Source organism: Stieleria sp. JC731, from assembly GCF_020966635.1.
Lineage (GTDB): Bacteria > Planctomycetota > Planctomycetia > Pirellulales > Pirellulaceae > Stieleria.
The window spans coordinates 442,508-467,181 of the sequence record NZ_JAJKFQ010000005.1 but is presented as its reverse complement, the minus strand read 5'-3'; the positions used below and the strand labels follow the sequence as shown (position 1 = coordinate 467,181).

General features: G+C 52.5%; 16 protein-coding genes. 9 read left to right on the top strand and 7 right to left on the bottom strand.

Annotated elements, in window-relative coordinates; translation table 11 throughout:
• Positions 1-72: 72 nt before the first annotated feature.
• The 7 genes from LOC67_RS12835 (at position 73) to LOC67_RS12805 (ending at position 6,324) form a co-directional block, all read left to right on the top strand.
• Positions 73-834 (top strand): lamin tail domain-containing protein, encoded by a 762-nt coding sequence (locus tag LOC67_RS12835; protein WP_230263005.1) that lies wholly within the window; start codon positions 73-75, stop codon positions 832-834.
• A complete protein-coding gene (locus LOC67_RS12830) occupies positions 815-1,843 on the top strand; it encodes a FemAB family XrtA/PEP-CTERM system-associated protein (protein WP_230263004.1) in 1,029 nt (342 codons plus the stop codon). Before LOC67_RS12835 ends, LOC67_RS12830 begins: the two co-directional genes overlap by 20 nt.
• Entirely contained in the window at positions 1,844-2,467 is a 624-nt protein-coding gene (locus tag LOC67_RS12825; RefSeq protein ID WP_230263003.1) for a YdcF family protein, read from the top strand.
• Positions 2,468-2,529: 62 nt separating this feature from the next.
• The gene (locus tag LOC67_RS12820) at positions 2,530-2,952 is read left to right on the top strand and encodes a hypothetical protein (RefSeq protein ID WP_230263002.1); all 423 of its coding nucleotides are present in this window, start codon (positions 2,530-2,532) and stop codon (positions 2,950-2,952) included.
• A gap of 449 nt (positions 2,953-3,401) precedes the next feature.
• Positions 3,402-4,529 carry an ABC transporter permease gene (locus LOC67_RS12815; RefSeq protein ID WP_230263001.1) on the top strand — a complete coding sequence of 376 codons (1,128 nt, stop codon included), beginning with the start codon at positions 3,402-3,404 and terminating at the stop codon, positions 4,527-4,529.
• Positions 4,526-5,275, top strand: coding sequence for an ABC transporter ATP-binding protein (locus LOC67_RS12810; protein ID WP_230263000.1), 750 nt, complete (start codon positions 4,526-4,528; stop codon positions 5,273-5,275). The genes LOC67_RS12815 and LOC67_RS12810 overlap by 4 nt, the downstream gene beginning before the upstream one ends.
• Positions 5,272-6,324 (top strand): HlyD family secretion protein, encoded by a 1,053-nt coding sequence (locus tag LOC67_RS12805; protein ID WP_230262999.1) that lies wholly within the window; start codon positions 5,272-5,274, stop codon positions 6,322-6,324. The genes LOC67_RS12810 and LOC67_RS12805 overlap by 4 nt, the downstream gene beginning before the upstream one ends.
• A gap of 12 nt (positions 6,325-6,336) precedes the next feature.
• On the opposite strand, the gene LOC67_RS12800 is transcribed toward LOC67_RS12805, so the two are convergent.
• The 4 genes from LOC67_RS12800 to LOC67_RS12785 form a co-directional block, all read right to left on the bottom strand.
• Entirely contained in the window at positions 6,337-9,309 is a 2,973-nt protein-coding gene (locus LOC67_RS12800) for a serine/threonine protein kinase (RefSeq protein WP_230262998.1), read from the bottom strand.
• Between the two features lie 217 nt (positions 9,310-9,526).
• The gene (locus LOC67_RS12795) at positions 9,527-10,489 is read right to left on the bottom strand and encodes a 2-hydroxyacid dehydrogenase (protein WP_230262997.1); all 963 of its coding nucleotides are present in this window, start codon (positions 10,487-10,489) and stop codon (positions 9,527-9,529) included.
• A 64-nt stretch (positions 10,490-10,553) separates the two neighbouring features.
• On the bottom strand, positions 10,554-12,041 hold the full coding sequence (locus LOC67_RS12790; RefSeq protein WP_230262996.1) for an NAD(P)/FAD-dependent oxidoreductase: 1,488 nt from the start codon (positions 12,039-12,041) through the stop codon (positions 10,554-10,556).
• Complete coding sequence (locus LOC67_RS12785; RefSeq protein WP_230262995.1) at positions 12,028-12,900, bottom strand: hypothetical protein; 873 nt, start codon at positions 12,898-12,900, stop codon at positions 12,028-12,030. The genes LOC67_RS12790 and LOC67_RS12785 overlap by 14 nt, the downstream gene beginning before the upstream one ends.
• A 269-nt stretch (positions 12,901-13,169) precedes the next feature.
• Here LOC67_RS12785 and LOC67_RS12780 point away from each other — a divergent pair, with 269 nt between their 5' ends.
• Both LOC67_RS12780 and LOC67_RS12775 read left to right on the top strand, forming a co-directional pair.
• On the top strand, positions 13,170-15,632 hold the full coding sequence (locus tag LOC67_RS12780) for an ATP-binding protein (RefSeq protein ID WP_230262994.1): 2,463 nt from the start codon (positions 13,170-13,172) through the stop codon (positions 15,630-15,632).
• 63 nt (positions 15,633-15,695) lie between these two features.
• Complete coding sequence (locus LOC67_RS12775; protein ID WP_230262993.1) at positions 15,696-16,589, top strand: phytanoyl-CoA dioxygenase family protein; 894 nt, start codon at positions 15,696-15,698, stop codon at positions 16,587-16,589.
• A gap of 118 nt (positions 16,590-16,707) precedes the next feature.
• Here LOC67_RS12775 and LOC67_RS12770 read toward each other — a convergent pair whose 3' ends face one another.
• From LOC67_RS12770 to LOC67_RS12760, 3 genes are all read right to left on the bottom strand, one after another.
• Positions 16,708-17,280 carry a peptidylprolyl isomerase gene (locus LOC67_RS12770; protein ID WP_230262992.1) on the bottom strand — a complete coding sequence of 191 codons (573 nt, stop codon included), beginning with the start codon at positions 17,278-17,280 and terminating at the stop codon, positions 16,708-16,710.
• Positions 17,281-17,709: 429 nt separating this feature from the next.
• Positions 17,710-19,194: a DUF1501 domain-containing protein gene (locus tag LOC67_RS12765; RefSeq protein ID WP_230262991.1), complete on the bottom strand. Its 1,485-nt coding sequence runs from the start codon at positions 19,192-19,194 to the stop codon at positions 17,710-17,712.
• A gap of 51 nt (positions 19,195-19,245) precedes the next feature.
• Complete coding sequence (locus LOC67_RS12760; protein ID WP_230262990.1) at positions 19,246-24,390, bottom strand: DUF1549 domain-containing protein; 5,145 nt, start codon at positions 24,388-24,390, stop codon at positions 19,246-19,248.
• Positions 24,391-24,674: the final 284 nt, after the last annotated feature.

The following is a 24,674-nucleotide window of genomic DNA, read 5'->3' as shown; positions in this document are numbered from 1 at the left end:
TGTTCACTTGGGGGATGTTTGTATCCCTACGCAAGGAATAGTGATTGATATCAAATAGCGAGAGGTTTTGGCGTGTTTCGAGCTCTTTTGACGTTTTGTGGAATCATTCTTCTTCATGTTGGGCAGCTGACTCAAGCAGGCCTTGCAATCACCGAGTTAATGCTAGATGTGGACTCAACCAGTGGCGAATGGATCGAGATCTACAACAACGGCTCCACAGCAGAAGACCTGTCTTCGTTGGAAATCGTATTCAGCAATGGGGCAGAATCCCAGAAGGTGTTTTTGCCAGAGGTACAATCTGGAACGGCGACTGCACTAGCCCCCAACTCTTTTATGATCCTGTTTAATCCGACCGGCATTGGAGGCATCGGTTCGGTTGGATCTGGCAGCAACCCTGCTGCGAATTTCCTTTTGGATTGGCCCGATACACCAGCCGGTACGCTTTTTGTCCAGGCGTTGCCTGAGTTTCTGCCGGGAATACCTCCCTTTGAATTGTTCCACGGCGCGTCCAACATCCATATCTCACTTTCGACAGACAATGCGTCAGACGTGGTCAACATTGACACGGCAACTTGGCCGTCAACGGATCCTGATCAAAGTCTCTTTGTGGCGCCACATCTGATCAACCAAAACCACCTCGCATCAAGTTGGTCAGCCTCGGCATATCCAAATTCGGCAGGATACCAAGGCTTCGAGTCAAAGGCCGGAACACCGGGAGCATTCCTTTCCCTTTCTAGTGTTCCAGAACCGAGTGCGCTGCTAACCTTTGCTTGCCTGACTTGCGCTTCGTGTCTCCGCCGCCGGAAAAGTAAAGTTGACCTCAGTTCGTGTTGAAGCTTGGCCGACCAAATGGCCAACCATCAAATCCGGAAATATTCCGTGCCTTAATGGGCATGACGTCCGCTGGCAAAACAGCGTCTGCCTTGGTTTGAAGCACCGTGGTTTCTTGATCAAGGCAGAATCATCGAATCATTCCGACGGCATACTGCCGCTGGTGTTGGTCAAAGGGCCAATCTTTGGCAAGTTTTTAGTCAGCCTGCCATACATCAACACAGGTGGAGTCTGGGCCAAAGACCAAGCTGTGGCCGAGACCCTAGTCGATGCTGCTTGTGAGTTAGCTGATGAACATGACGTTAAGTATTTAGAACTACGCCACGAAGAACCGATCGAGCACGCCAAACTGAACTTTGCGCGAACAGATAAAGTTCACATGCGTTTGGCCCTTCCCGCAACGGACGAAGAACTCGACAAGTCGTTTAAATCCAAGGTGCGAAGCCAAATCAAAAAATCAGGCAGCTACGGCTCGACGGTTCATTTTGGCGGCCGAGAACTTTTACCGGAGTACTACGATGTTTTCGCGCAAAACATGCGTGACCTCGGTACTCCTGTTTTTTCGAAACAGCTTTTTGAAGCGATCCTAGACGAATTCAAAGACAGCGCCGAATTGTGCGTTGTTCGTCAAGATTCAAAGGCGATCGCCGCCGGACTGTTGGTCCATAACCGTGGTGTCAGCGAGGTCCCCAGCGCAAGTAGCCTTCGGGAATTCAACCGCCTTGGTGCTAACATGTGGATGTATCGACATCTACTGCGACGCTCGATCGAGCGCGGCAGCCATACGTTTGATTTCGGTCGCAGCAGCGAAGACAGCGGAACATACAAGTTCAAAGCTCAGTGGGGTGCAGTGCCTTCACAAGCGACATGGCAGTACTACGTCCGCAAAGGCGATCCCAATGAAATGCGTCCTGATGCGGGAGGCAAAAAACGCCTTGTGGAACTTTGGACCAAGCTACCCGTTTGGTTCACACGAATGATTGGGCCCACCATTGTTCGTGGGATTCCATAGATGGCCATCGACTCTGCAACGAAGTGGAGACGAAGATTCTGGATCCTCGTCGCACTCTTCGTTTGCTGGAACATCGCCTTATCATCTGATACCGTTCGCGGCCTATTGATCTCCCCACTGGTCAGGCACGATTCTGACGCCAGAGGTGATATTGCCTATGTGATGGCCGATGGAGCAGCTTATTGGGAGCGTCTGCTTTCTGCGTCTGATCTGTATCACATGCACCGTGTCGATAAGATTTTCCTCCTCCGAGAAGATCGCAACTCGTGCTACAACTTCATTCGAAAGAAAAATGACACGCTAACTGAACGAGCAGTTGACTATCTAGAAATGAGAGGCGTTCCTAGCGACGCGATTCATTTTGTACCTCCCGCGCAAGCGACTTGGCTAAGTTCCCGAGACGAAGCGATCGCGTTAGCGAATCTGGACAAAGAATTCGGCAAGATCATCGTCGTGACTTCTCCACCGCATACGCGGAGGAGCCTACTGACGTTTCAGCGAGTCTTCGCAGATCAAAGTTTGATTTCGATTCACTCGGCCGCCCCACCATCCCAAAGCGTCGAAACCCACCTCCCGATCTGGATTGAGTACGTCAAGCTAATCGTCTATTGGTTTGCCGTATAAACTGAAGGGCTCCACTGGCTACCTGAAACTCTCCGTCTTCGCACTCTCATAGCGATAAAAAAATGATTCAGCGATTGTTCAAATCACATACCGTCAACGTCGCGATACTTTTGCTGCTTTTCGGTTCTGCTTTGAAGGCTCAAATCGGAAGCAAAGCACCTTCGGACGACGAAGCACCGAAAGCCGCGTTGCTAACCGAACGCGGCAAACAGCTGTGGGAAGAGCGAAAGCTGCTAAAAAAGAATCTCGAGTCGATGGGATCGAAGCACCCGAACCGTCCGGGAGTCGAAGCTAAGATCGAAGCGATTGAGGAACAATTGCAAGCTTGGGAACCAGCCCCAAATCCTTTCCGAGCTGGCTCCGATGAACCAACCTCACCACAGATGAATGATTACGATCTTCGACAAGTAGTCATTCGCCTAACCAAACGCGTCGAGGCCTTGGAGAAGCGAGTGTCGGTTTTGGAGGCCGAGGCCAAGCGGTAGCAAATCGCCCTCTCGAACACAGAAACCACACCTTCACCACCGTAATAAAGCAAGTCATCTCGTCGTCGCCCGATTCCATCGTGAATTCGATCGAACTGACATCATCATTCCTACGGCGATTGATCCGTCACATTCCGCTACATCAATCGCTGATGCAGCATCAACGGGGCTGTGGGCGATGCCCCAATACTGGCGTCATCATCTCGGCCGAAACCCGTGAAACATTCATGTTTCATAGATCCTAGACCGGCCTCTGGCCATGCCATATCAGTTTCAAGTACCGGTTATCCCGGTCTTTAGACTTTATCGAGCTGGACGTCCCTCATCTGGCTTTTGTAAGAGGGAGTCAATTGAAGTTCCACGGATAGGTGTCCGATGGCGAACTATAGCGGCCCGTCTACGAAGTCCCCTCGATAAAGTGATCAACGGCCAATCGGCCGATCCAAACGATGCGTTGGAATCTTGCTTACCGGACACTATTTCACGATCGCGGTAAGTTGATTGCCGGTTTGGTTGGCGTCATTTTCTCCGTCGTCTTGGTAAACATCCAAGGTGGACTGTTCGTTGGCCTGATCCAAAAGGCCAGCATGCTCGTGGACCGTGGAAACGCCGATATCTGGATCGGGCACCGCGGCATGCACAACGTTGACTTCGCTCACTCGATTCCAGAACGCTGGCGACATGTTGTTGAAGGCGTCAACGGAGTCGAAGACGTTCAACCACTTCGGGTTGAATTCAGTGAGATGAGTCTTCCGAACGGCGGCTACGAAAACGTTGTTTTGGTTGGCGTTCCGGAGACCACAAATATTGGAAGAGCCTTCGAGATCGAACAGGGCCCCTCACACGCATTGCAGCTCGACGATGCGATCGTGGTCGACGCTTGTGACGATGACAAATTGATGAGTCCTCAAATCGGTGAGACTCGTGAGATCAATGGGCGTCGAGTGCGAATTGCGGCAAAGTGTAACGGCATCCTCAGCTTTTTAGTCACGCCCTATATCTTCACGAACTACGAACGTGTACTCGACATCATGGGTAGCGATCCGACGCGAACGTCGTATTTGCTTGCCCGAGTCACGCCCGGTGCCGACAGTGCAGCGATCTGCCGCCAAATCGAAGCGATCCTTCCAGATGTCGAAGCGATGCCAAGCGATGAGTATGCATCGGTCAGCATTAACTTTTGGATGACCCGAACAGGACTCGGAATTAGCTTCGGTGCGGCCACGCTACTCGGACTGCTTGTCGGTCTCGTCATGGTAGGGCAAACCCTCTACGCGATGGTCTTGGACCGAATTTCCGAATACGCCACCCTTCGCGCGATCGGTCTGAGCGAGCAAGAATTGCTCAGCATCCTAATCCTTCAATCAGCAACGGTCGCAACCATTGGTATCGCCATCGGAATTGCCATTACCGTCATTTTGCAAGCCTTACTGAGCACACCTCGCGCAACGATCGAAATTCCGAACATGCTTTATGTTGGATGTGCAGTGCTGATTTTCTGCATCTGCCTGTTTGCGTCCGGCTTGCCATACTTAAGAGTGCGTCGAATTGATCCTCATACGGCGCTCCAAGCATGAACATTACAAACACATCTTTCCCATCAACGATCGCACCTGCAGTCGTGCCACCTACGACTGACAAGTCTTCGCAGCAACGGACAGCGATCAATGCCTCGCAGATCACGAAGTCCTACGTTATCGGCGGGACGCCTCGTCCGATTTTGGATGGCATCGATTTTCAAGTCAAAGAGAAAGAGTGCGTCTTTCTGGTTGGGCCATCTGGAAGCGGAAAGACAACGCTCCTTTCAATCCTGGGTCTATTGCTGACCCCAGATGACGGGCAACTTTGTTTTTTCAATCGTCGCGTTGATGGTTTAGACGAACAGCAAAGGACAATCATTCGACGAGAAATGATTGGATTCGTCTTCCAAAAATTTCAGTTGATCGACGGACTCGATGCGCAAGACAACGTCGCCATTCCATTGTCGATGCATGGAACTCCGCTTCACGAAGCAAGAAAGACGTCAGCAAAACTGCTCGCTCGCATGGGTCTGGGTGACCACGTGAATGCTTTGCCGTCGTCAATGAGTCCTGGGCAATGCCAGCGAGTCGCGTTAGCCCGCGCTGTGGTCGGGCAACCGAAGTTAATCTTGGCCGATGAACCAACCGCGGCACTGGACAGCCAATCAGGAAAAGGCGTGATGGACTTGCTTCAGGAACTGACCAACGAGTTCAACACATCAACAGTGGTCGTGACACATGACCCGCGGATTTATAGCTATGCGGACCGCATCTGCGAAATGGAAAACGGGAGGTTCATATGAAACAGTTGATCCTCGCCGCGACCATTGCCGCTGCTGGCACTGGACTGATGATCGCGATTGACCAACAGCAGTCACATTTGCCGCCTCGCCTGCAGCCATTGAACTTGGGAATCGATCCCTCAGCCATTGGCCCTCAAATCCATGCAGCGGGTCGGGTCGAAGGTCGTTCAGAAGCAATCTCTATTCGCCCACAATTCCCCGGACGAGTCGATTCGATTCCTGTCGAACGCGGAAACCGTGTTGCCGAAGGCACGACCTTGTTCCGTTTGGATGCCAGACGCTATGAAGCACAACGCGAATTAGCTGCTGCTCAATTGGAAGCAGCACAAGCAAGACGGATGCGACTTGTCGCCGGAGCCCGTCAGAGCGAAATAGATGCGGCACGACAAGAGGCTGAATCCGCGCAAGCACAATATGACGGAGCGCGAGCGCGTTTTGATCGTGCGAAGAAGCTTTATGAACGCAACGCCATCAGCACCCAAGGTTTCGAAGACTACCGCTCGACGCACGATTCGACTTTAGCGTTATTGCAAGCCTCGCGTCAGCGGCTTGAAACCATCAAGGCAGACCCTCGACCAGCGGACCTTCTTGCTGCTGATGCCGAAATCGCTTCGGCAAAAGCTCAGCTGCGAATGGCGGAAATCGACGTCGACCGTTGCGATGTTAAATCGCCATGTGATTCAGTCGTACTTAATGTTGATGTTCACCCTGGCGAGTGGATTAGCCCTGAATCTCCGTCACCGGCCATCCAAGTCGTCGATGCGAGTCAACTGCGTGTTATTGCAGATGTTGACGAACGGGATGCGCTCGGAGTCAGCGAAGGCCAACGCTGCATCGTGACGGTTGATGCATTGCCTGGCAAGACTTTCGAAGGCACCGTCACTGAGATTGAACCGCGGATGGAGCCAAAGAAAATATTTGGCGGGTGGGCAGGGGAACGCAATGACACTCATTCACGCCGTGTGTGGATTGACCTAGCTGATGGTGTCGAGCTCCCGATCGGAATCCCTGTCGAAGTCATGATCGACCGAGAACCGACGTCCAAATAATCCGTTCGCTATTTAAGGTAGCGAAGGCAAGTCGAGCTCACGAAAGCCAAAAAAGATTGCTCCGTCCTGGCGGTAAGTTGCAGGAGTCAGCAAATGATAGGTTTGTGTTGTTGGTCTTACATTTGACCATCTTACCGACCAGCGGGGTCCGTTTTCGTTGATCCAGGCAAGATTGCCTTCATTCAGCTCCGACATCAAATACATGGCGGTGTTGCCACCGATATCGGCGACATAGAGAATCGGATCTGTCAAAGTCGGCGCGCCAACATAAACGTTGTCTTCGCCACGAAGTCGAAGTAAGTCCTGTTCGGTGGCAAGCGATTCGACACCAATAATTTCGAAGTGTGGCTGACCTTCATCAACCAAGAAAACACATTGGTTGGCTTCGCGTTCGATCGAAACGGGATACGATCCGTTTGGGCCCAAACGCATTCTCAAGACACCACGTGGTATCTCCGCGGTTACGTTGGAAAGTGAAAGTTGAATCGTGCTGGTGATCAATGAAACCGGACGCACACCGGCACCAGCGGTGTCGATCATTCGCCCACTGACAGCCAGCAGCCCATTGTTCCAAACTAGCTGCAGCGCCGCGGCCTGATCCATCTTAATGAAATCAGCTTCCCCCCGAACAACCGCATTGTTCAAGACGAGCGCTACCAATGGCAACGTGGCATCTTGTTTTTCGACAGCACCAGCAATAGCGTCCGTTTGTGTCTTTACCTGAAAGAAGCACACACCGTCGTGGATCGCTTTATTAACCAGCGTAAAGGAACAGTTTTCAAATTCGGACAAGCGGTTGTCGTTCATCACGAACATTGAACCGCCATCGACTTGCTCTTGCGCAAGTTCCCAGTGAAAGTCAATGTTTTTAAAGTGAGTACGATGGCTGCCGATGACCATCATTTCGCTACGACCGATTGCCAACGTGTCGGTCGAAACCATTCGAATCATTGTCCGGTCGAGAGTCGACTCGATCACCATGTTGTCGCGAGGTATCACGACTTTACCGGTGACCACGCGTGGAGTAGCCAGCTGAATTCGATTGACTCCCAGCCGATCAGCCAACTTTAACGCCTCATCAAGCGTCGGGCAGAGGGCGGCACCATCGGTGTCGCGGTCGATTTCACCATCGTTGCTGGCCAACGCCAACAAGCTGGGTGGGACAACACGCACGACATCGCTAGCTGGCAATGCGATCGCCGCCGTTGCAGTCGAGGACGTCCCATTCCCGGAAGACGGCGCCGGCGTTGCTGATTTGGAAGTCACATTGGCATCGCTACTATTCGGTCGATTGGCATCCATCGTCCGATCGATTCGAACCGTTTCGGAATCTTTCGGATTGACCTTTGGAGCAGTATTAGATTCTGCGGCAGATGCAATTTCGTTTGGAAACGGCAATTTGCCTGTAAAACGGGGCGGAAGGGCAGCGGCTTCAGACAGTCCATCTGCATCGACGACTGGTGGTCGTTCTTGCGTCGATGTTTTTTCAGTTGTCGGATTGCCAGGGACCGATGTCGCAATCGCAGACGAAGCAGTATTCCCATCGCCAACTGCCGCACTGTCATTGGGCACAGACGAGTCGTTAAGTGGACTTGCTGCTTGTCCCACATCAGCTGAATTTGCAGAAGCCCCACGCAAGGCGGGTTGAGGCCGGCTGATGATGAATGCCTCTCGCGTTGCGGTTGACTGTAATTCCAAATAGCCAGCAACCATCAGAATCAACAAAGCAGCCAACATCCATGGCAAATGAAACTGCAAACGTTGCAGTCCATCGTTTGACGCTGCGACGGGAACTCCCACCCCGGCGCGGGCGCGATTCAAATCGAACCTGTAAGCCAGCTCACGCAAATCGGCAAGCAAGTCACTTGCGGTTTGGTATCGCGCTTTCGGATCCTTCGCCATCATCCGATGCATCACCGCAACAACTTCTTCTGGAAGATCCGGACGCATCGAACGTGGATCTGGAAGCGGCGCGTTTCCGTGACTGATCAACTTTTGCAGCATCGTACCACCGGTGTACGGTGGCTCGCCGGTGAGCATGAAATACAAAGTGCAACCGAGCGAATAGAGATCGCTGCGAATATCGGCGTCTCGTGGATCAAGCGCCTGCTCGGGAGAGATATAGTCGAACGTGCCAAGTGTAACACCACTGGCGGTCATGTCCTCGCTGAGCTCTAAGTTATCACTACGAGCCAAACCCATGTCGACTAGTTTTACAGACCCATCTTCTGAAACCAACAAGTTCGAGGGCTTGATATCCCTGTGTACGATTCCTCGTTGGGACGCGTGTTCCAGTGCACGTGTCACCTGTGATGTGTAGAGCACCGCATCATCGAGCGATAGGACTCCGCGATCTTGAACTAGGTCACGAAGGTTGATCCCGTGGATGTATTCGAAAACGATGTAGTGCCAATCATCGTAGTCACCGGCATCGAAAACACGCGCGATTCGTGGGTGGTCTAACTTCGCTGCGTTCTGAGCTTCATTTCGAAACCTCCGCTGTAGCTCGGGATCATTTCCGACGAACGGAATGACCTTCAAAGCAACGATTCGATCGAGTCGTTGATCGTGAGCACGAAAAACGGCTCCCATACCTCCGCCACCAATCAGCGCATCCAAGTAATACTGATTGAGTTGTTTCCCGACCAGAACCTTTGCAATCTCTGCAGGCGTCCGCCCCGATCTCGCGCCGCTATCCGGCCTTTGGATTTGCCGAATGATCGTTTTGGCTTCATCAAGACCTTCGACTAGCACGTCGTCAGTCGTCGCAGTGACCGACGAACCGTGCTTGGGCAACGCATCACTCGCATGCGCCCCGGACGGTTCACTCGAAGCACGACGGATTACCGTTTCATCGTCGGTTGGAGTTTGTCCGTGTTCCATCGAACGGTACTGGAAAAGTAGATAAGGGCGTCGCGATTCGTGGCTGACGCGGTCGGCGGGCATCCAAAACTGCGTTTGGTCACGCAATTCCCGCGTTTGCATCGTAGTCGTCCTGCCGTATTCGGTCAACGAAATGCATGATCAGGACCGTGAAGGCTCTGTAGGGTTTTCACTCCTGATCAATCATTCAGGTCATAGCGATCGTAGGCTGCCCAGCCGAGCTAGCCAAATTGCTGTTATCGCCCCACGCTGCAAGTATCTCGAAAGCTTTCTACGCCACATGGGTGACAGTTTCCGTATGCAGCTGGACATTCGCCGACTAATTCACACGGTGCGGCGGCTGCTCGCCACGGCAGACGGCTAGACAATTTTGCACCGCGATTTCCCCCATTTTCTCACGTGTAGCAATCGTTGCGCTACCCAGATGAGGGGCCAAAACGACGTTTTCCATCGACCTGAGTTCTTCTTCAACGATCGGTTCGTTTTCAAAAACGTCCAATCCTGCCCCACCGATCTGCCCCTGCTCCAGAGCCCACACCAAAGCAGACTCATCAACGACCGGCCCCCGTGCGGTGTTGATCAAAATGGAAGTTGGCTTCATCGATTCGAACTCCGCAGGCCCGATCAAATGCTTTGTTTGATCCGTGAGTGCGACATGGACAGAGACAAAATCGCACTCTGGGAATAGCTGACCAAACTCACGGTACTCCAGTCCCAACTCTGCTTCCTCTGATGAATCCAGTCGGGTCCGGTTCCAGTAAAGCAATTTCATGTCAAAAGCTGCTGCTCGTTTGGCTGTCGCTTTCGCGATTCTTCCCATGCCGACAAATCCGATGGTGGCACCGGAGACTTCGGTGCCCAGTAACTGCAGTGGCTCCCAACCGGTCCAGTTTCCGCTTCGAACGAGCGCGTCGCCTTCGAGCACCCGACGTGCAGCAGCCATCAATAATGCCCACGCCATATCCGCCGTGCAGTTGGTCAAAACCCCCGGAGTGTTCGTAACCACGAGACCACGCTCCGTCGCAGCAGCAACATCGATATTGTTGTATCCAACGGCGTAGTTCGACACGACTTTCAAATGAGCAGCCGCATCCATCAGCTCGGCATCAACCTTGTCGGTCAATAGGCAAAGCAACCCGTCAACGTCTTTGATTCGTTCAAGCAACTCGTGTCGTGAAAGATCCTGGTCAAGATCGCCATGCACGACCTCGGCTTTATAATGAAGACGCTGCATTGCGAGAGGAGGCAAACGTCGTGTTAACAAAATTCTTGGTCTATCCATGGTCCTTTCTCCGGTTGCGTGTAGCTCATCGGCTACAAATCCGCCAGTTCAACTGACACGGAACTCAGGCGGTTTTTGTCGCTGTGTAAGCATAGCGGTTGCTCAACTGATCATCCATCAACCCGACTTCGTTGATCGGTGCGATCAGCTCACGAACCTGATCGCTTGCTTCGCAATCACTGACATCGGATTGCAAAACTTCTGCACATTGCTTGACAATTTGTTGAACTTGCGAGTCGCCCGCCATCCAAAGCTTCTCAGGTATTGAACCGGCCATGATCAACTCTTCACATTGTATCGCAGCGGCAAAGTAAACCATCGAAGCAGCCGTAAAACGCTTGAACGATGGCATGCTCTGATACGCCATGTGGACGATTTGATCAATGAACTTCGCTTCGTCCAAAACGCTGTCGCGATAGGACCGCATCGCTTCCGCTCGATCAGACCCAGTGTCAATCACTAGATCAGCGATTCGATCGACACCGGCAAGCGCATGCGCGATCCCCGTGCTATGCAACGGATCGATCATCGTCGCGGTTGTGGGTGTCATCACACACGAGGGGCTAATCACTGGATCATAAAGACGCTGCAACCTTGGCAAACAGACCATGTCATCGGCTGGCTCGATACGACTGGCGTCCGCCAATATCCGATGCAAACTTGGATAGTCTGACAAACGTTGGTCTAGCAAGTCATAGCAGCGACGCTGCGATTCAAGCTCAGATTCAACGCTATCCCCAAATTGCATCGTTACCCCGACGCTGGTCACACCGTTGTTCATCCGCAGCATCCATACCCAGCCTCCATCGATCAAATGATGTTGCGCCGCATCATCGGAATCGAATGGAGCATCGGCCCTTGAGTCGGCATTGCTACGATTGAAAACATCTGTGAACGGTGCAACGCCCTTGAAGTGTGCGAATGTGGCACAACTGTGAGTTTTTAATTGGGAAGTCAGCTTGGTGCAGTCCAACGACTTTGCCGTGACGGCCCCAGCGCCGCTTGCGTCCACGATGAAGTCGGCCTCGACTGTCGTTCCATCACACAGTTCAACTCGCGGCTGGCTTCCATCCACACCAGGAAGCACAGCGTCGACATTGATGAGCTCAATCGCATGTGCTCCGGCCTCTACCGCTTTATGGAAGTGATAGGCATCAACGTCTTTGCGATACCAATGAGTGTCGCTGGCCTCATCGTTTGGACTCGCAGCCACCAGCAAGCTTCGGCTACCCGGGCGACACTCGACCAATTCCCGATGCCCAGGCCGATGATCGAAATAGCTGAAACCTCGCTTTTTACCGCACGCCAGTGTTGGAAAACGTGATTGCCATCGACCATAACTTGAAAGCGCAATGAGATCATCAAAGTCATACCGTTCGCCAAGACGACGCAACAACAGATCGGCGATCGGCGTCGATGATTCACCAATGGCGAACCTAGGGTGGCGACCACGGTCCAACATCAAAACGGAACGACCGCGGCTTGCTAAGATGCGCGACAGGATTGAACCACTGAATCCTGACCCGATGACGATGACATCATACTGCTTCATGCATGACTGCCTCTTGTTTCAAAATTGCTTCTTCTAGACAGCGTAACCGATTTCGATCTTCGAGATGTAACTCTTGCTGTGCGATCTCCCATAAATCGATTGAAACGGTCGCATGATTAGAAACATTGAGCGCGTTGTTAAAGATCTCACACAGATCTGTAACAGAAAATACAGGAACGCTGCCTGTTGCATTTCCCCAACCTGCACCGCGACGTGCAGGTATCAGACTGATATGCCGAGCGCCTTGCCGAACAGCATGCCGAGTCGACAACATCGCCCAACGCACTGATTCGTCTGGGGACATTCCTGGTGCCCCGACAATTAAAAAGACACGCAAATCGATCCCGTTGTCGCCAAGCCACTTTGCGTATTGGTCAAAGTCACCACGCGTCATCTGTTTTCCGATTGCAGCCAACAGACGTGGATGCACGGTTTCAAGACCGACGGCGACTTCAAGTTTCGCGTCGATCATCTCGGCGAACTCTCGATGTCGGCTCCGACCGATCTTGGGATGGTTTTCGACAATCACTCGTTCCAATCCGACGCAACGCTCAGCGATCGCCGTGTACTCACCGACCGGAATACTGCGCGTGTCAAAAAAATTTCCGCTGTTGTAGAGTTTGATCCATTGAGAGTTTGACAGCAGACCGAGTGCATAATCGATTTGATTCGTGATCGCACCATCGGGTGGCGAATCATCGCGTGTGAATCGATGCAAGTCACACATATTGCAGCCGATCGGACAACGGCGTCCGGTCAGGAATATCGTGTTGACATCGATCCCGATTGCCCGGCCATCAACTAGAAATGGTTCTTGCTCAGAAAGGAAATTGATCGGTCGGAAGTAGTCGAGAACCATACTGCTAGGCTATCGCTTGAAAGTGCCTCGTCGGACGTATTCAGTTTCGAAACGATTGTAACTCCAGTTCCAAAACACATGCCATCGATCGGGTTGGAGAGCCGACTATCAATTTTAGGTCGGTCCTTTGCATACTCCCCTTTCGAACATCGATCGATCCGACTTTAGAATTGATACCACCCGATCTGTTTCGATGACGATTCCGTTGCCGTATGCTGGATCAACCGGAACATGCCACATTTCCATTGACATCACGCGAGTGAATTTCGATGACCGCTCCCGATCCCGACAGCTTTGAGAAACTCGCATCGTTCTACCTTGGTCGCCAATACGATCTTGCACGCGGCAAGACACTCGATCCTGTTTTACTCTACGACGCCAAGGATCTATGCACCCATGCGATGTGCGTCGGGATGACCGGCAGTGGAAAAACAGGACTTTGCCTTTCCCTCCTTGAGGAAGCGGGGCTGGATTCGATCCCAGCAATCTGCGTCGATCCCAAGGGCGACTTGGCAAACTTGATGCTCACATTTCCGGATCTCAGTGCGGAAGACTTCCGCCCGTGGCTTGATCAATCCGATGCGACGCGTCACGGACAGACGATTGATCAATATGCACTATCGACCGCAAAACGCTGGAAAGAAGGGCTCGCCTCCTGGGGACAATCTCCTGACCGCATTCGGCGTTTCCAACAATCGGTCAACGTCAAGATCTACACGCCTGGTAGCCAGATCGGCCTCCCGTTGACGGTTTTGAAGTCGCTGGATTCACCACCGCCGGGGATGATCGATAACCCCGAAGCTGTTAACGAACTAGTGACCGGAACGGTATCCGCACTTTTGACGTTGCTGGGCATCAATGCAGACCCATTGGTTTCACCAGAACATATTCTGATCTCGACAATCCTCCTGCATCAGTGGCGGCTCGGTCAAAAAGTAGGCGTCGCAAACCTGATTCGGTTGATCAGTTCGCCACCGATCGATCGCATCGGTGTGATGGACCTCGATTCCTTCATGCCAGGAAGTGAGCGAACCAAACTGGCAATGCGACTGAACAACCTGCTCGCCTCACCAGCTTTCGCTTCCTGGTTGGAAGGCGAACCACTTTCGATCGACCGACTGCTATATGCGGAAGACGGAAAGCCACAGCTATCAGTCATTTCGATCGCGCACCTATCCGACAGCGAACGCATGTTCTTTGTGACCATCTTGTTGCAAGAATTGGTTTCGTGGATGCGTCAACAAAGCGGTACAAGTTCGCTTCGATCGATCTTTTATATGGACGAAGTTGCCGGATACTTTCCGCCGGTGGCAAATCCGCCTAGCAAAGCCCCGATGCTGACTTTGCTAAAGCAAGCGCGAGCCTATGGTCTTGGCATTACCCTCGCGACCCAAAACCCAGTCGACCTCGACTACAAAGGCCTTTCAAACATTGGAACCTGGTTCTTGGGACGGCTTCAGACCGAGCGTGACAAAGCGCGTGTGTTGGAAGGACTCGAAGGTGCTGCGGCGACCAACGGACAAAAGTTCGATCGCGCGGAGATGGAGCAAACTCTGGCGGCACTTGGCAATCGAGTCTTCTTGATGAACAACGTGCATGACGATGGCCCCGTCACCTTCCAGACTCGCTGGGCGATGTCGTATTTGGCTGGCCCCATGGGGCAGGACCAAATCCGCCAGCTAATGCATGAACATAAACTTGAAATTGACAATCAGACAGCGAGTGTTGATTCGCTTCCGAAATCGGCGACAGGAGGCTTCTGCGAACAGCCCCCAGTCGTGCCCACCAACATTGAAGAACGATTCCTGGTTGCCACCAAGCGACCAAGGCTTGGAACACAGCTCGTCTACCGTCCCGCGCTGCTGGTTCACGCGTCGATGCACTTCGTTCGATCAAGTGCCGATCTGGATCAATGGATTGATACGACAAGACTATTGACTTGTGCTGATTCAGTACCAGAGGACCTTTGGCAAAGTAGCATTGCCCTGTCTGCCGATGTTGAAATCGAAACCAGACCTGCCGAAGGGATGTTGTATTCAACGCTTCCAGATGACTTGATCAACGGGGCCAACTACAAGTCGTTCCTTACGAAGCTCAAAAACTATCTCTACCGACATTGCTTTGCGACCCTCTATAAGAGCCCTTCGCTGAAAGGGTACGCACCTGCCGAATCGACTGAACAACAAGCTGCAAGATTCTTTGCTCAGCTTCGGCGTGAACAACGAGACCTTGAAACGGAAAAGTTGCGGGAGAAGTACCGAAAGAAAATCGACTCACTTGAAAAGAAACTTCGTACTGCGGAAGAACGCATTGACCGTGAAGCGAATCAATACGAGTCCGCGTCACGGTCCACGCTATTGTCCGCAGCATCCTCTCTTTTTGGCGCGTTCATGGGTGGACGAAAAGGCGGAGTGATGACAGTCGCCCGCGGACTAAACCGGACCAGTCAACAGAAAGACGATGTGCGACGCGCCGAAAGGGCACGTGATCTACTCAAAGATGATCTACGTGACTTGGAACGGGAACTTCAAGAAGAGTTGGAACAGATGACTGTTAAAACCGACCCTTCAGACATTCCGATTGAATCGATCGAAGTTCCGCCTCGGAAAAGTGATTTGCGGATCGGTGAAATCTACCTCGCCTGGACACCTTGGCAGATCTTTGAAAACGGAAACATGATGGCACTGTATGACGGACTGGATGAAGGCGCCCCCAAAGGACCAGCCCAGTAGAAAGCAGAATATGTGCGGCCAAAGTGCTTCACCGCTGTCGAAAGGCAATCCAAATGATCTAAAATGAGCGTCCCCTCTATCGTTCCCTCCCCAATCGATAGCTGCATCGATCAAGACGTTAAAACGATTGTTATGAAAGACTATCAAATCATCCCCACCGAAGACGAACTTCAAGCTCTGCAACGCGATCTATCGTTCCATCCTTCCACGACGACGTCGCCAAGTGTTCTGACCGAAGAACAAATTCAACAGTTCAATACCGAAGGCTACATCCGTCCTTTAGAGATTTTCACCGCCGAGGAAATCACCGGTATTCGCAACTACTTTGATAACCTACTTGAACAAGTCGTCGCTGGAGGCGGAAACAGCTACTCGATCAGTTCCGCTCATTTGAAATACGGACCGGTATACGATCTATTGACCGATGAACGAATCGTGTCTCGCGTGGCAGATCTATTGGGTGAAAATGTCATCGGTTGGGGCTCGCACTTTTTCTGCAAAATGCCGGGCGATGGCAAAGCGGTTGCATGGCATCAAGATGCGAGCTACTGGCCCCTTTCACCAAGCAAGGCGGTCACTGTCTGGTTGGCAATCGACGACGCAGATCTCGAGAACGGCTGCATGAAGTTCATTGCAGGATCGCATACCAAAGGCCACATGACCTATCGCCCAAGTGATTCCGGTGAACACAACGTACTGAACCAAACGATTGAAGACCCGCATCAATATGGGACCGAAGTCATCGATCCGTTGAAGGCCGGCCAAGCGTCGATCCATGCCGATCTATTGCTGCATGGAAGCGAGGCAAACAACTCCGACCGCCGACGCTGTGGGCTAACACTGCGTTATTGCAGTGCCGATGTTCACGCGGACATGGGCTGGAACGAAAAAGGAGTCCACGTTCGCGGCACCGATCCGACGGGACATTGGTCAAACCGGGAACGCCCCAACGGTTAACCGCCTGTTGGATTTCTATTTGTCGCCAAGCGTTTGCAGCAGCAAACGAAAAAACGGTCTGCCGCCCACCAGGGGCCACAGACCGTTTTTCGTTGTTCAATTTCGTTCTTTTCTAGAACTATTCTTTCTCAGCTTTCAGTTCGCCACTGTCAGCGATTTCGATCGGCAGTCGGACCGCACCAGATGGTGACGAACCGAGCGACTCGATGCGTTTGACCAATTCCATTCCGTCAATCACGCGTCCGAAGATGACGTGCTTGCCATTCAACCAAGGAGTTTCAACCGTGGTGATGAAGAATTGCGAGCCATTGGTGTCTGGGCCGGCGTTTGCCATGCTCAACAAACCTGGACGATCATGTGGGAAAGAGAACTTCTCATCAGCAAACTTTTCGCCGTAGATGCTCTCGCCGCCGGTGCCATTTCCTCGCGTAAAGTCACCGCCTTGCAGCATGAACTGAGGAATAACTCGGTGGAATTTGCTGCCTTTGTAGTGAAGTGGCTTGCCTGATTTGCCTACACCTTTTTCACCGGTGCAGAGGGCGCGAAAGTTTTCGGCTGTTTTGGGAACGTCGTCACCAAAAAGGCCCATCACGATGCGGCCGGCTGGTTCACCGTTGATTTCGATGTCGAAATAAACCTTGTCGGTTACGGTTGCTTCGCCAGGATCTTTCGCAGATGTGTCGTTGCTCATAATCAAAGTCGTGGACAGCGCCACGAGGAGTGCCAGGGTAGTTCGCATGGGGAAAATGTCCGTCTCGGGCAGGGAGTCTACAACGATTACTTCAAACGGACCACCGGTGGATGCCTGTGACCGTTTTGGTGTTCGTAGGTCAATCGACGTATTATCTACCGTCCCACTGATTTGGCTAGTGCCGTTGCTCTGGGGGGATTGGCCGTCTGCTGTCCACAGAAACACTGCCCCGGATCAGGCGAAGAGATCGACTGCCGCCAGGAAACGCACCAAAATTCACACCGAGCCCAAAGGCGAAATTGGTGCTTGATGCCCCTCCAAACACCAATTGCCCCTGGGGCTCGGCTCGGTTTTGCTCGATTTCGGTTCGCGATCCAACTGAGATACCTATCTCTATTCGCTGCCAGATCTGATGGGCATCGCAGATCGCTACGTCAAAAGCGATGTCAACGCTTGTGCTTTGACCAATTCACGAGGCTGATTGAGGTGGTTGTAGACGATCGTTTCCGGATGAATTCCAAAGCTGTGATAGATCGTCGCGAGCACCTCTGATGGATGGACCGGGTCTTCCAGTGGCGCCGATGCGGTTTTGTCGCTTTTGCCATGGACGTACCCTCGCTTGGTTCCAGCACCTGCCATAACTGCGGTGTAGCAATAGGGCCAGTGATCGCGGCCGTCGTCTGAATTGTTATTTCCGCTTGTGCTGACCCCACGTTGTGGACTTCGACCAAATTCGCCCACCGCAACCACCAACGTGTCCTCCAACATTCCACGGTCATCAAGGTCGCGAATCAAGGTCGTCAAACCGGAATCCAACATCGGAGCTGATTGATCCTTCATCCGCTTACTTAGTCCCGAATGGTGATCCCACGAATGGTTGTCGCTGTTGGCAACCTTCGGCCAGATGACTTCGACAACCCGAGTCCCAGCTTCGACCAAACGTCGAGCCAACAAACAGCTTTGCCCAAAGGTGTTTCGTCCATACTCGTCTTTCAACTGCTCGGGTTCACTGGCAAGATCGAACGCCTCGCGCGCACGTCCCGAAACAATCAGCGATAAAGCTCGGTCATAATATTCGTCCAGTTCCAAGTTCTCGACGGCTTTGTTGATATGTGGCATCTGGGCGTTGAGTAGCCCACGCAATTGGGCGCGACGCTGCAGACGAACACTAAACACTTCCGGTCGTAACTTTAAGTCGTCGATTTTGATGCGACTCATTTTTTGCATGTCCATATCATCGCCATCGGGATACAGCGTGTATGGGTCATACGACTTGCCAAGGAAACCAGCGGTCCCGCCTTTGCCGACAACGTTTGATTCTTGTAGCGGGCGTGGCAGCATAACAAAAGGAAGCATCGGTTCTTCGACCGGATTCATCTTGATGATGTTGCTTCCAAAGTTTGGAAAGTCCTTTGGCGATGGCGGTTCTAGCTGACCGGAAGGACTGACCTTGTCCGTCGTGTAACCGGTCATCATCTGATAGATCGCCGCCGTATGATTGAACAAACCATTGGGCGTGTATGACATCGAACGGATCATCGTGAAACGATCGTTGATCTCGGCAAGCTTGGGCAAGTTCTCAGTGAACTTGATTCCCGGGATCTTGGTGCTGATCGGACTGAATTGGCTTTTAACGTTGTCCGGAACGTTCTCCTTGGGATCCCACAGATCAAGATGACTTGGTCCACCTTGAAGGTAAACCATGATGATGCTCTTGGCCTTTCCCCACCCCGGACCGCCACCAATGATTTCACTGGCCGCGGCTTGTTGAGCACCAGCGTTTTGCAGTTTCAGCAGCGACGGCAACGACAGCCCAAGCATCGAGCATCCGCCAACCCGCAGAAAAGTCCGTCGTGTTGCCCCGAGATGACGATCGCAGAGGTCTTTGGCCGGATAGCCTTTGAAAGAAAGCATGATTGGTTTCCGGAACGAGGTGGGGTGAACGAAAGGTCGGAGTCTGTTGGATCAGTGGTTGAACAAAAACGCGGGACTGTTAATCAATGCCCAGGTCAAGTCCTCGGCCGCTGTCAGTCGAAGTTGCTTCATCTGTGTGGCACTGAATTTGACATCTTCACGCAGTCTCAGCAGATTAGGATCGTCTGGAGTTTCAACCGAAAGTCGATCGCGTAGTTTTTCCAAGCGAACGGTTTCGGCATCTGGCGGTACCGGCTTCTTCGCTTCAACGAGGGCGGCGATGGCTTGGTTTCGCTCGGCATCAGACTTGCCGACGTAATCGACCAGGGCCTTCTGTGCCTCCTCGCTGCGATTGTCCTTTTCGGTCCTTGCGATACCTCGCAACCGTTCTGACAAATCGAGCGGGATGTCACCACCATCGGTGGTCGCACTGATTCGGAACTTTCCTAGTCGGTGATCTTTCGCATTGTGGTATTGATGCAACTGAATCGTGATCACAGCCCCCTCGGCGTTTTCAATTGGCTCTTTGAACTTCAACGTCGCCCACTGATCCATGCCGGTGGCTCCGGCGATTGCCCAACCACCTTGGTCTCGTTTGTTACCATCGAACGTTGCCTCAATCGAAAATCCGCCTTGCAAAAATGAAGCTTTGCCGCTGGCAATCTGCACAGGCTGCTTCTCTTTAGTTTTTTCTGCGTCGGCAACCATGACATCGATTTCCGTGACAACAAAGTTGCCATTGGGTGGCAAACCGGGTCCGCCTGCAGGAAGCGATGCGTCTGAAATGGCTTCCAGTCGCAGCCCCGTGATCGATCGAAGTGATGTTGAAAACTCGATCGTGTAGGTCGCCTTCTCTGCGTCCCCGGTTGCCGTGATTACACGATCGGGACCGATCGAGAACTTCACCTTGTTGGTCGACGAGATCTTTGAAGGTGATAGCGGATGCCATTCGACACCATCGCGATTGGCTTTCGCAAAATCCTCGGCCTTGGATTCTAATTTCGCATTGGCATCGTCGAGGACTTTTTGTGCTGCTGTGATTCGCTGCTCGCGTTCCATAGCCAATCGATCCAAGTCTGGCTTGGCGGCTTCGATTCTCGCGGCCAATTGCGTCTTCGCATCCTCAAGCTTCTGTTGCCGAGTCGCTTCGAGCGAGGCCTTTTCATCGGCCCAACGCTTCTCGGCTGCCTTCAGACTTTCGACCAACGAATCATGGTCTAACTTGATTTGCTGCTTCATTTGATCGAAGGCTGCATACTCAGCTTCGGTTGGCTCTCGCCCGATCGAACGCAGGAAGATCTCATTTGCCAATTCGCGATCATCAGGATTGTCAGCGACGATTTTTTCGAGTTCGTTTTTCGGGTCTGCGATCGCCGATGCGACGGTCGGACCGCCGATCAACGCCATGATCGGCCCGAGTTGCAGATCGCTGGATCGTTCACATTCACAAGCGCTTTCGCGCACCGGACGTCCCAAGTTTTGCAAGAAGCCGTCCTTTAACTTCACTCCTGCATCAGTCAACGCGGCCGCTCTGGTCCCCTTGGGCATCCCAGGGATCTCACTGGCAGACCCCGTCAGCGAATGCACCGCATCATAAATCACTTCTGCCGGCAGTCGACGCGGGATTGCATGTGCATAGTTCAGCGTGTCGTCTTCATTTAGGGAATTCGTTTCGACGCTCAGTTGGTAGGTCCGACTATTGCAGATCTCTCGCAATGTGTTTGCGACATCAAACCCCGAATCGACAAACTGATCCGTCAAGTAATCCAACAGCTCAGGATTGGTCGGCGGATTGCCGGCTCGAATATCATCGATCGGTTCGATCAATCCCTTACCCAACAGGTATCCCCATAGACGATTGACGAAGGATTTCGCGAAGTAGGGATTGTCAGCATCAGTCATCCACTGTGCCAGTCGTTGACGACGAGTCGCGTCTTCGGGTACCGCACAGTCGACTTGGTAAGGAAATTCCGGTGGAGTCACCTTGCCAGTTCGGGCGTGGACCATCTCTCCATCCGACTTATCCGTGACCATTTCATAGAGTGGCTTGGCACCTTCAACAGCGGTTCCGCCAATTCGCTTGTCACCCGATTCGGGATCCGTTTTCAGATCAACTTGTGCGAAGTATGCCGCCATTTCGTAATACTGATCCTGCGTCCAACGTTCGAAAGGATGATCGTGACACTTATTGCAGTTAAAGCGAATCCCCAAGAACAAGTGCGTTGTGTTCTCCATCGTGTCTTCGGGTGTCCGCAAGACTTTGAAGTAACTCGCCGCGGGGTTTTCACGATTCGATCCAGTTGCCGTGATAATCTCGCGGACGAATTGATCGTACGGACGATTCTCGGCTACGGCTGATCGAATCCACGAACGGAACTTCTCGCTTCCTTCGACCCCCAAAAACTTTCGGTTGACTTGCAGCAGATCCGCCCACTTGTTCGTCCAATAGTCGATTGCCGCCTCGCTACTGAGCAGGCGGTCGACCACCAGAGATCGCTTTTGTCGAGTCGGCATCGGATCGTTGAGAAACTGCCGGACCTCCTCACTGGTTGGCGGAAGCCCAGTCAAATCCAAAGTTACGCGACGTAGAAATGTCGCGTCATCACACAGTCCGCTCGGAGTGACTTTGACGCGGTTCCATTTTTCGGCAACCAGTTCGTCGATACGTCCCCAAGTTTCGACATCCGGCTCTTGGTACTCACTACGGTCGCCCATCACAGTCAATGTAGTCGCCGCGTAGCTACCTTCGAATCGAGCTAAGATCGGAGCTTCACCGCGACGAACCGAAGACAGCAAACCGTGTCCGACTGATGTTGCCACTTCGGTGTTTCCACTTTCGACAAAAGCCTCTCGTGTGACGTCACGTGTTGTCCCGTCGCTATAGGTGGCAACCAGACGAACTTGCTGCTGATTGCCAATCTTCTGCACCACAGGGTTTTGCGGAAAGACGTCAAGCTTCACAACGCGAGACGATGTTTCATTCAACTGGCTTCCGTCAGCAATCCAGCGACTTAACACCGCGTGATAGGGGTCACCTTCGGACATCAACACACCGCCTTCGTGAGGCGTCAATCCCAAAGGTTTTCGCAACATCATCGATTGCTGAGGGGCCGACGCGTTGATTCGCCTCGCTCCAAGATCATCTGTCAACGCTCGGACGTCGAAGATAGGGTCGTATCCTCGCAGTGACAGCTTGAAACCGTTTTTGCCCTTTTGCGCTCCGTGACAGGTTCCTTGATTACAGCCAAGTCGACTCAGTACAGGATTGACGTCTTTAACAAAGTCGACCGCGCCGACCGTTTGATCTTCGCTGCTTGAAATCCCGGAGGCCTGTACTGGAACTTTGGCAGTGTGGCTCCCTAATTGGATGGTCACTTGGCCTTCGCCATCAGTAGTCGGCCAAACCAATCCGTTACTTGTAGTAGCGATCCCAGTCGAGCCTTCGATCACCACTGACCGAGTTGCATCGATTAGCTCGCCCGAATGCAGTTTCGCCGTAACAATCAGTTGCGTGTAATCGTAGGGCGAACGTGTTTGGATCGACTGTGGATAGACATCGATTGATGCCACCATTGATGGATCTATCGCCGCGGCATCAGTCGCTTGCAAAGTATCGACGAATGCTTGGGCATCGAAAGCCTTTTCGGCTGCGGCAACGGATTCAATTTGAATCGGCAATTCCAGTGCAGGTAATTCCTTTCCGTCGGCTGCATATCGTCGAATGGTGCCTTGATCAGTCGCGACAAAAAGCGTGTCGTCCTTTCCAAAGGACACGGAGTAGACAACTTGACCTGGCAATGAAATGGAAACCAGTTCCTGCGTCTCTTTCTGGCGGTACTCTTCGACTTTCGCCTTTTCTTCGGCGGAACGATTACTGACACGTTTGGCGACGATTTTCTTGATTTCGTCGCTCAATTGAGTATCAAAATCGAATCCCCAAACTCGCAATTCCGAAGCGCCGTCCAGTGTTGATGCCGCAGCAATCTTGTTTCCGTTTTTGTTGAAGTCGACCGTAAAAATCCGTCCGTTCAGCTTCGATAGCTTTCGAATCAGGTTTGCGTCATCTCCAATCTTTCGTTCGGTCTCACGAAAGATTCGATAAACCTTTGCGACTCCGTCGGCGCCGCCAACCACGATCTCGTTTCGCTCCGGGTGCATTGCGACACTGTTAAGTCCACCAGACAAAGCCCCTGGTGTGATCGATGTCACGTTGTCGATAAAGCGTTCGGTTTCGACTTCGGTTAACTTGCACGACATGTCTCGTGCAACCGAAATTAGGTGGCTGCCGTCAGGTGAAAATGCGACATCACGAATCCAGTCCTCGTGTGCACCTTGAAACAACACCTGCTCTCCGGTCGAAGCATTGATAGCTCGCACAACGTTATCCGTCGCACCAAACGCCAGCTTGGAACCGTCAGGAGACCAAGATGCACCACAAAGCGTGTCATAGGCAACAGACTTTGAAAGCAGCAGTTCGCCCGTAGTGGGGTTCCAGATCTGCACTTCACCGCGTTCGCCAGGTGCACCACCAAGGACGGCAAGCCTCGTTCCGTCAGGTGAAAACTGTACCGAATTGATACGTGGACTGATGCCGATCAACCGCGCAACGGTCGCGCCGCTGTCAGTGTTCAATACAATCGCCTCGTGGAATCCGCTGACAGCAACCAACGCTCCATCAGGAGAAACGTCAAGCGAGACGATTGACGGCGGTGCTTGGTAAACCGGCGGTTGCTCCTGATCGTATTCGATCGGTTCATCGACACGATCATTGACGGCTCCTTGTTCGATCCAGCGACGGATCAAATCGACTTCGGCTTCATGAAGCGGCTTCGCAGGCGCTTTCGGCATCTCGGCATCGCCATCGACAGGCGTGATCAGCTCGACAAGGTAGCTTTCATCGGGTTTGCCTGGAACGATCGCGGCTTGATCTGACTCACCACCTTTGACCAGACCAGCGAAGTCGGTCATTCGATATTGCCCCAGTTGCTTGGCTCCTTGGTGGCAACCATAGCACTGCTTCCGCAAGATCGGTTCAATTTGTTTGGCAAAGCTGATCGCGTCCGAAGCGTTTGCTTCCGACTTTGATTCATCAGCAACTGCGGTTGCGGGAATTAGCAACGCAGCCATTAAGAAAGCAGCTGAAGCCGGGGCGATCGCACCGACAGTCCACTTGGTAGCGGATGGCGTAGTCTTCACGTTGGATACCGGGGTTCGCAAACAACTCGGTCCCACGACTCACCAATCGGTGTAACCTGCGCATTGACATCCAGACAGAGTCAATCAGGTCGCCGGCATCGGTAGGGACGTAGAACGTTCTTGGATGACCAGCGCCAGTCCGACACGGTAAACAATACGTATCGCATCGCTCGTGAAGGTAGCCCAGCAGGGGGCAGGCGGGAGCAATCAGCAACAACAATGTTGCCGACTACACCACTCAGAGTACTGAAAGTGAACTAATCCGTCAATGTTTTTGGTTGAAG

Coding starts and splice junctions, on each gene's coding strand:
- LOC67_RS12825 (WP_230263003.1), top strand. CDS start 1,844: ATGGCCATCGACTCTGCAACGAAGTGGAGACGAAGATTCTGGATCCTC.
- LOC67_RS12820 (WP_230263002.1), top strand. CDS start 2,530: ATGATTCAGCGATTGTTCAAATCACATACCGTCAACGTCGCGATACTT.
- LOC67_RS12815 (WP_230263001.1), top strand. CDS start 3,402: ATGCGTTGGAATCTTGCTTACCGGACACTATTTCACGATCGCGGTAAG.
- LOC67_RS12810 (WP_230263000.1), top strand. CDS start 4,526: ATGAACATTACAAACACATCTTTCCCATCAACGATCGCACCTGCAGTC.
- LOC67_RS12805 (WP_230262999.1), top strand. CDS start 5,272: ATGAAACAGTTGATCCTCGCCGCGACCATTGCCGCTGCTGGCACTGGA.
- LOC67_RS12800 (WP_230262998.1), bottom strand. CDS start 9,309: ATGCAAACGCGGGAATTGCGTGACCAAACGCAGTTTTGGATGCCCGCC.
- LOC67_RS12795 (WP_230262997.1), bottom strand. CDS start 10,489: ATGGATAGACCAAGAATTTTGTTAACACGACGTTTGCCTCCTCTCGCA.
- LOC67_RS12790 (WP_230262996.1), bottom strand. CDS start 12,041: ATGAAGCAGTATGATGTCATCGTCATCGGGTCAGGATTCAGTGGTTCA.
- LOC67_RS12785 (WP_230262995.1), bottom strand. CDS start 12,900: ATGGTTCTCGACTACTTCCGACCGATCAATTTCCTTTCTGAGCAAGAA.
- LOC67_RS12780 (WP_230262994.1), top strand. CDS start 13,170: ATGACCGCTCCCGATCCCGACAGCTTTGAGAAACTCGCATCGTTCTAC.
- LOC67_RS12775 (WP_230262993.1), top strand. CDS start 15,696: ATGAGCGTCCCCTCTATCGTTCCCTCCCCAATCGATAGCTGCATCGAT.
- LOC67_RS12770 (WP_230262992.1), bottom strand. CDS start 17,280: ATGAGCAACGACACATCTGCGAAAGATCCTGGCGAAGCAACCGTAACC.
- LOC67_RS12765 (WP_230262991.1), bottom strand. CDS start 19,194: ATGCTTTCTTTCAAAGGCTATCCGGCCAAAGACCTCTGCGATCGTCAT.